The sequence below is a fragment of the Butyrivibrio sp. genome (assembly GCF_024699075.1).
On sequence record NZ_JAILQF010000119.1, the window covers coordinates 1 to 7,095 of the forward strand.

Here is a 7,095-nt window from a genome sequence, read left to right on the forward strand (position 1 = left end):
GTGATGTACCATAAGTGCGTTAGCCGTTTTAGAGCTGCCCATGGCTCCGTACCTGAAATAAAGCTTAGCCATACCTATATCCCCCTGTGTATTATTCATAAAAAAAGTGCCAACATTTAATTGCGGCACTTTTAGTTTTAACGTGATTTTTGGATAATGAATACATATTTGAAAATACTTTGATAAAAATATCCTATCTGAAATGAATCTTATCCATACATCATATTATATTATAAAATTTTAGAAATTTCATTCAATACTTGTATCTTATTCAATTATTGAAATGTAGTAATTATAAAGGTTTGTATATGTTGCATTGTTATAATGCAGTCCGTCAGATGAAGAGAAGCCGTTTTCCATAAGGAAAGTATAGCTGTCTATCCATGTCACACGTGAATCAAGTCCTGACTGCAAAGTTGCATTAAAAGATTCTATCTGCTCATTGGTAACTGTAGTATCTCCTACAGGTGTAACAGCTGAATAGTAGATCTCAATTCCTTCGCTTGTCCAAAGGTCCATATATGAATTGATAAGTTCAATATACTTGGATACATTACCAAGATCATTAACTCCAAGATTGAATATTACTTTGGTACCTGTAGTAGCATAATCATCTATAGAATCAATATTCTCTTTAAGCCAGTAATATCCCTTACCAACTTCGCAAAGCCATGTATAATCGCCATTATCTACAGCATATTCCATTCCAACTGTTCTGGAATCGCCCACAAAGATAATATCTGAAGTAGATACAACAGGATCAGTTTCAACTACAAGTGGTTCCGGCTCAGTATCCTGCATATAATCACTTATTACGTATACTGTCTGACCATCATAATCGACTACATACCAGCCATTATCAGTCTGACCTGTAGCAACAACCTGTGTTCCGTAAGAAATAGTTGTTACAACATCATAAGAAGTATCAGGACCAAGTCTTAAGTTGACGTTATTATTGGCGTAAAGAGGTATAGCAGATTCAAACATTGTAACAGTAAAAGTCTGCTCATCGCTCTCATCAGTAGTCTCATCAACACGGCCCGTTAAAAGAACAGTATCTTCTAAAGCTTCTGAGGAATCATTAGTTACTTCTTCTATCTCCTCAGTATTATCGCTTTCTGTCTCATACATGGACAAATCCAGTGTCGCTGCTTCTGCATATCTTGCACTCATACTTTCCTCATACGAAACATAAGATCCGTAAGATATCAGTGATACTGTCAAAACAGAAAGGACTGCAATCGGTATAACGACTACTTTTTTATTAAATTTTAGCTTTTTTCTAAATCTCGTAGCTTTCATAACGTCGTATTATAACAGTTGTTACAAATATTGTCAAATTTTGGTATTATTTGTTCACACTTGAGCGACAGGAAACCCTTATTTTTCAAGGAGTTTACCGATTTTCTAAATTATCATCAGAAGCCTTTCCTTTGATTCTTAGATTATACTTCTCAGGTACCTTCATTATTCTTTTCGCCAGATGTCTTCACCATCTTTTTTCAGGTATCTCCACCATCTTTTTCATCAGGTGCTGCATTACCATTATTCTTAGGAACTTCAGCTACGTGAGTTCTTAAATATTCATACCACACTGTATATGCAGAAGCCTTAAGATGAACTCCGTCAAAAGAGATATCCGCTATAAGATCTCCATTCTCATCATCGAGTATCTCATTTATATTCAGATAGAAGATCCTTCTGTTATCCGCAAGTGTCTTAAGTGCCTCACTTCGTTCATTTATAACACCGTTAATAGAAGCATCCGGAGCCTTTGTATTGTCGTACTCTCTTGTAACATGCATGATAGCCTGAAGATAGATTATGGCGTCTGGACATGCATTCTGAATCTTGCCTATAACTTCGATATAGTTACCAAGCCATCCTTCTGTAGTACCATAGCCTATTTCATTAATTCCTACCATGATATAGACTTTCTTGAAATCCTTGCCTTCAAGTGCCTGTTCAAGAGTAAGCTTACTTCCACCTGACTTCACAAAAGCCTTGTTGTTGGCTTCATAGATTGAAAGGGATACCTTGCCATAAAAGGTTGCCTTATCATCAAGCTCTGCACAGTATTCGGAAAGGCCTACAGTTCTTGAATCTCCTATAAAAAGGGCATCTGCAAAATAGTCTGCATCAACAACTCCAGTTGTAGTCATATATGGATACTCTTTTAGAGCAGCTTCGCTACTACCACTTCCTGCTGCAGAAGAGGCTGATACTGCAGCGTTCGATGCATCAGAACCAGATGCTCCTGTATTAGAAGCAGATGCCGCTGTACCAGATCCCGATGCTACTGAATCAGAACCGGCTGTAGATGAGCTTACAGCCCCCGAACTACCAGAAGCGCTGCTTACAGCTTCAGAAGAATTCCCATTTTGGTTACCGGAAGAATCCGCACCTTTACCTGAATCTGTACTGGAACCATCTGTACTTTTGGCAGTATCAGCGTTTTCAGATCCTTCATTTGAAGATGAACTTCCAGCACTTTCTTTAGTTGAGCCTGCACCAGCTCCTTTAGATGAGCTTTCAGATTCTGAATCTCCATTCCCTGATCCTGATTCAGAAGACTTGCTGCTTGATGATCCATACTTTTTAGAATCTTCGCCTGTTTTGGAAGAATCATTTGATGATGTATCATCTGCAAGTCCCCCATCATCTGATCTGTCATTAGAAGCAATTATAGAATCATTGCCGCCATCCCCAGGACCGGCATTATCCAGCTTTCCTCCAGCCATAGTATTATTTCTTGTATCACCTGGATAATACTCATAATCATGACTTTGAACCATTTCAATATAGTCATCTGTCACATAAAGAGGAGTTGCCCCATCCGCAAGCCCCCTCATTGCAAGAGTAAGTACAGGCTCTTTGTAATCATACTCATAGTATGAATAAAGGCCGTCTTTTTGGTATGCCGAATAAGCTGTCACTACAAGAGATGATGCGACAACTGCTATTAAAAGAGGAGAATGTATGAAATTGTACCATTTCTTATTTTCATTATTATCCATCATTTATGACCTTATCATTTTGATATATGTTAAAACCTTAAGTACATTAAAGGATTGCCGGCTGTATTTGAGATACTGAATATGCAAAGCCAGAACAGTATAAAAAGCACAAGAACTGCTAAAGGGTGCCTCTTTTTCTTTTCACAAAAATCAAATACACAAGGTATAAGGAGTATAAGACCCGGCAGAATATAGGGCCAGTAAAGTGTGCTGTACTTGATATAGTCTGATCTGTTGACGTATCCGCTGACTCCAAAAAATGGGAACAGCCTTGTCATGTATACCGCGAGCCTCTCCATATTATTGATGGCAAAAATGACCCAGGATACCGGAATTAGAATGAATACATTAAGCCTTGATACTATGTTAAAGAGCTTATCATTTAAGGAAAGTATATACTTTTCCGATAGAATCAATACATACAGGAACATCCCCCAGATGATATAGTTTGGGGTGATTCCATGCCAGATGCCTGTTACAAGCCATACAACAAAGAGGTTTATTATGGCGCGAAGATTTCCTTTGCGGCTTCCTCCAAGAGGAATATAGATATAGTCCCTAAACCAGGTTCCAAGGCTCATATGCCATCTTCTGTAGAAATCTCTTACTCCCTTGGCTGCATATGGATGATTAAAATTCTGTACAAAAGGAAATCCAAGCGCAACTCCAAGTCCTGCTGCCATAAGCGAGTATCCCCAGAAATCAAAATACAGATCAAGTGAGTAGGCAATAGCGCCAAGCCATGCAAGCGGTGTCGAAATGCTCTCATACCCTATTGTATGAAGATCTCTCCACATGATAGCCAAGTGGTCTGCCAGAAGAACCTTCATAGCCATTCCTGCTATAAAGTATTTAAGTCCATCTTCTATATTATTAAGATATATGCCTATTCTCTCTTTTCTCGAAGATACACTTGTATCTATCATAAGAGCGCTACTATACATATTGTCAGGGCGCATTATAGGTCCCTGAAGAATCTGCGGGAAGAAGTAAAAGTAGGAAGCAGTCGTAACAAAATCCGGCCGTTCCTTGAGTTTTCCTGTATACAGATCTGCCTGATAGGCAATCATTTTAAAGGTATAAAAACTTATACCAATAGGTAGAAAGTCCAGGGATATGGTAAGTCCGAGTATTTTAAATACCATTAGAAGACCTGCATCAAAGCATACCAAAAGAGCCAGAAAGGCCTTACTCTTAAGGGCGGTCTTCTGACCAAGAAAATAATTTATAAGAGTACTAATGAAAAGGACAAGAAACCATCTTGGCTCTCCAAGAGCATAGAAAATAAAACTTCCAACAAAAAGCACCCACATACGAAACGATGCAGGTACTAAATAATATATAAGAATAAAACACGGTATAAATCTGAATATAAATAAAAGGTCAGTCAATGATGACATCTATATATCCCCTCATGGAGGAAGAAATGAGGCTTAAGATGAATCATTTATAAGGATTTCTGCGCTTTGTAAACTCGCAAACGCTTTGCTTTTTGCTCGTTATAAAATCGCTCCTGCCATCAGTACCTTTTACATTCCGGGAAGGTAACTGATAAATGACTGAGCATCCCTGTTTGCTACAAGCTCCTTAGGGAAGTCAACGCTTTCAAGAAGCTTATGGCAATAATCAAATCTTCCGACATCATATGAAATATGTGCATCTGTTGAAACACTAACAGGAACATTAAGCTCCGCACAGCGCACAAGTATCTGTTTGCATCTATCGTAAATATTATCGTCCCAGCCGAAGCTGTGTTCGTTGATCTCTATAAGCTTATGCATATCACGGGCAGCCGTGATAACACTGTCAATATCAAAATCAAGTCCGGTCCTTCCGATGTGACCAAGCATTATTACCTTGGAATTGGAAAGGGCCTTGATATACATATCTGTAAGCCTGCTCTTTGAAGCATTGATCGTAAAATCCTTCATATGAACAGAAGCTATACAATAATCAAGCTTTCTTGTTACTCGTCCATAAAGTGAATCAGCTTCACCTATGTTCTTGTCAATGATACCCTTGTCAGCATTTATGTCATGTCCGAAAAGGTTACCATCAAGATCAACTATATCTACCTCACATCCGCGAAGGAGCTTTACGCCATACCATTCTCTGGGCCAGCAGTTCATATTGTAAAAATACTGATAATGCTTACCATCAGTATAGTCTGAATAAAGCATGCTGCTAAAATGATCTGTTGTTCCAAGAAGTTCTAAGCCTCTGTCACTTGCTGCTCTTGCATTCTCCTCAATAGTTGAATATGCATGTCTTGAGTAAAGTGTATGTGTGTGTAGATCTGTACGTATTTCCAAAATTAAAACCTCTAACTGATAATGCTAAAACTTAATTCTTAAATCCGGCTTAATGCGGATTTAAAAAAATTATTTCGTAGTTAAATCTTAATCTATTGCCTGTCTTATAATCTGAACCGTATGATCAGCGCCTTTAACAGCATCAAACAATCCTCTCCATCCAAGTGCAAGGAGTTTGCCAGAATCAAGGCTTGAATCAGGCATGGGATTATCTAAAGATGTAGCAGCTTTTAAAATACCATCACCGTTATCACCTATATATAAGCTGACATTCCCGGCCTTGGCAATAAGGCTCATCATATCTCTTAAAGTAATAACTGACTCTTTATTAGAAATATTATAGGCCTGTCCGCTCTTACCGCGAATAAGTATCGTAAGCATAGCCGACGCACAATCAAGCATATAACAGTATGACCTTAGTTGCAAGCCTTCACTTTTCATCTTAAGATCATGCCCTTTTGCAGCTTCATAGGAAAAGGAAGCTGCTATGTGATCGTCATCTTTCCTTGCTGAAGGTCCGTAAATATGACCAGGTCTTGCTATGACAGTGTTAACATTCTTTTCATCAGCATAGCAGGCGCAAAGTGTCTCGCAGCTTCTTTTGCCAGAAGAATAGGAAGATCTTGGGTTTAGTATATCTACCCAGCCATAGTCATCTTCCTTAAAAGGGCCGCCCTTATCGCTTCGTCCATATATTTCAGAAGATGATATATAAAGCGTAGATAATACCTGCTCATCACAGGCATATTCTAAAAGGTCTTTCAAAAGGACAAGGTTACTATATAATGAAGCAAGAGCTCCTGCTCCTATATCCCCGGGTGATGATGGTCCTATACCATCAATTATATACGAAATTTTGTGAGGAAGAAGACTTGTAATATTCTCTTTATCACTATCATATTCTATTACTGACAGATCCTTGGAGTTTTTATATTTAATAAAGCGTTCTAATATCTTCTCCTTATTTCGTCCGACAAGATATAGATGAATCCCTGCGTCTGTCTTCTCATTATAATATAGAAGAAGGTCAGCAATTGCTGAACATATAAGTCCCCTTGCTCCTATGATCAGGAAAGACTTTCCGCGAAATTCATTAAGGATATCTGTATGCTCTATCATCTCGTCAAGATCTGACATATACAATTTACTTTTATATAGATCCATAAAGTCATCCTTCCATTTAGTATTAGTATATATCAGGGTTTGAGCCAGTTTGCTCTTCGTGCTGACAAGAGAGCCTTGAATATATCGATATCCTCAACTGTAGTCAGCTTTACATTTTTTTCAGATCCTATGGAAAAATAAACCTGCTGTCCCATTTCAATCATAAGTGTACATGAAGCTATTGAATTGGTAATACCCTTTTCAAGTGCTCTTCTGTGAAGATCGCACAGATCTCCAAGCTTAAAGCCCTGCGGAGTCTGAGTTCTCTTAAGACCATCTCTTGGATAAGAACCGCTTGAAACCTTCTCATCTTCAGTTGTGAGCATGGCTTCCGCACAGGGGATAACAGCTATTGCATTGCCGCATTCTCTTGTAACCCTAATGCAGTCTGATATTATCTCAGCTGATACAAGAGGCCTTATGGCATCATGTATGAGAACTATATCATCAGCATTGTGGCTCTTTTCAAGTTCATATATACCATTTCTGATAGAAGCCTGGCCGCAGTCACCGCCCTTAACAATAGTGCGAAGCTTAGTAATATTAAACTGTCTTGCATAAGCCTTTAAAACCTGGTCCCAGCCTTCGATACAGACAACTGC

Annotated in this window: 6 protein-coding genes and 1 pseudogene; all 7 read right to left on the reverse strand. The window is 38.6% G+C overall.

The genetic code is table 11. The annotated features are described in order from the left end of the window. Nucleotides 1-72: pseudogene (locus tag K6G87_RS19885) on the reverse strand (thymidine kinase); the annotation flags it as partial. Nucleotides 73-267: 195 nt separating this feature from the next. Continuing rightward, nucleotides 268-1,173 (reverse strand): SH3 domain-containing protein, encoded by a 906-nt coding sequence (locus K6G87_RS04650; protein WP_296834518.1) that lies wholly within the window; start codon nucleotides 1,171-1,173, stop codon nucleotides 268-270. Nucleotides 1,174-1,502: 329 nt separating this feature from the next. Next, the gene (locus K6G87_RS04655; protein ID WP_296834520.1) at nucleotides 1,503-3,020 is read right to left on the reverse strand and encodes a GDSL-type esterase/lipase family protein; all 1,518 of its coding nucleotides are present in this window, start codon (nucleotides 3,018-3,020) and stop codon (nucleotides 1,503-1,505) included. Nucleotides 3,021-3,046: 26 nt separating this feature from the next. Beyond that, nucleotides 3,047-4,417, reverse strand: coding sequence for an MBOAT family O-acyltransferase (locus K6G87_RS04660; RefSeq protein WP_296834522.1), 1,371 nt, complete (start codon nucleotides 4,415-4,417; stop codon nucleotides 3,047-3,049). 129 nt (nucleotides 4,418-4,546) lie between these two features. Continuing rightward, nucleotides 4,547-5,329, reverse strand: coding sequence for a phosphatase (locus K6G87_RS04665; protein WP_296834525.1), 783 nt, complete (start codon nucleotides 5,327-5,329; stop codon nucleotides 4,547-4,549). An 87-nt stretch (nucleotides 5,330-5,416) separates the two neighbouring features. After that, on the reverse strand, nucleotides 5,417-6,493 hold the full coding sequence (locus K6G87_RS04670; RefSeq protein WP_296834527.1) for an NAD-dependent epimerase/dehydratase family protein: 1,077 nt from the start codon (nucleotides 6,491-6,493) through the stop codon (nucleotides 5,417-5,419). A 32-nt stretch (nucleotides 6,494-6,525) separates the two neighbouring features. Beyond that, nucleotides 6,526-7,095, reverse strand: a 570-nt coding sequence (locus K6G87_RS04675; protein WP_296834529.1) for an IspD/TarI family cytidylyltransferase, incomplete at its 5' end; no start/stop codon positions are given.

What these genes read in the sequence shown, in the direction of transcription:
- K6G87_RS04650 (WP_296834518.1), bottom strand. Translation starts at nt 1,173, where the DNA reads ATGAGTGCAAGATATGCAGAAGCAGCGACACTGGATTTGTCCATGTAT.
- K6G87_RS04655 (WP_296834520.1), bottom strand. Translation starts at nt 3,020, where the DNA reads ATGATGGATAATAATGAAAATAAGAAATGGTACAATTTCATACATTCT.
- K6G87_RS04660 (WP_296834522.1), bottom strand. Translation starts at nt 4,417, where the DNA reads ATGTCATCATTGACTGACCTTTTATTTATATTCAGATTTATACCGTGT.
- K6G87_RS04670 (WP_296834527.1), bottom strand. Translation starts at nt 6,493, where the DNA reads ATGGATCTATATAAAAGTAAATTGTATATGTCAGATCTTGACGAGATG.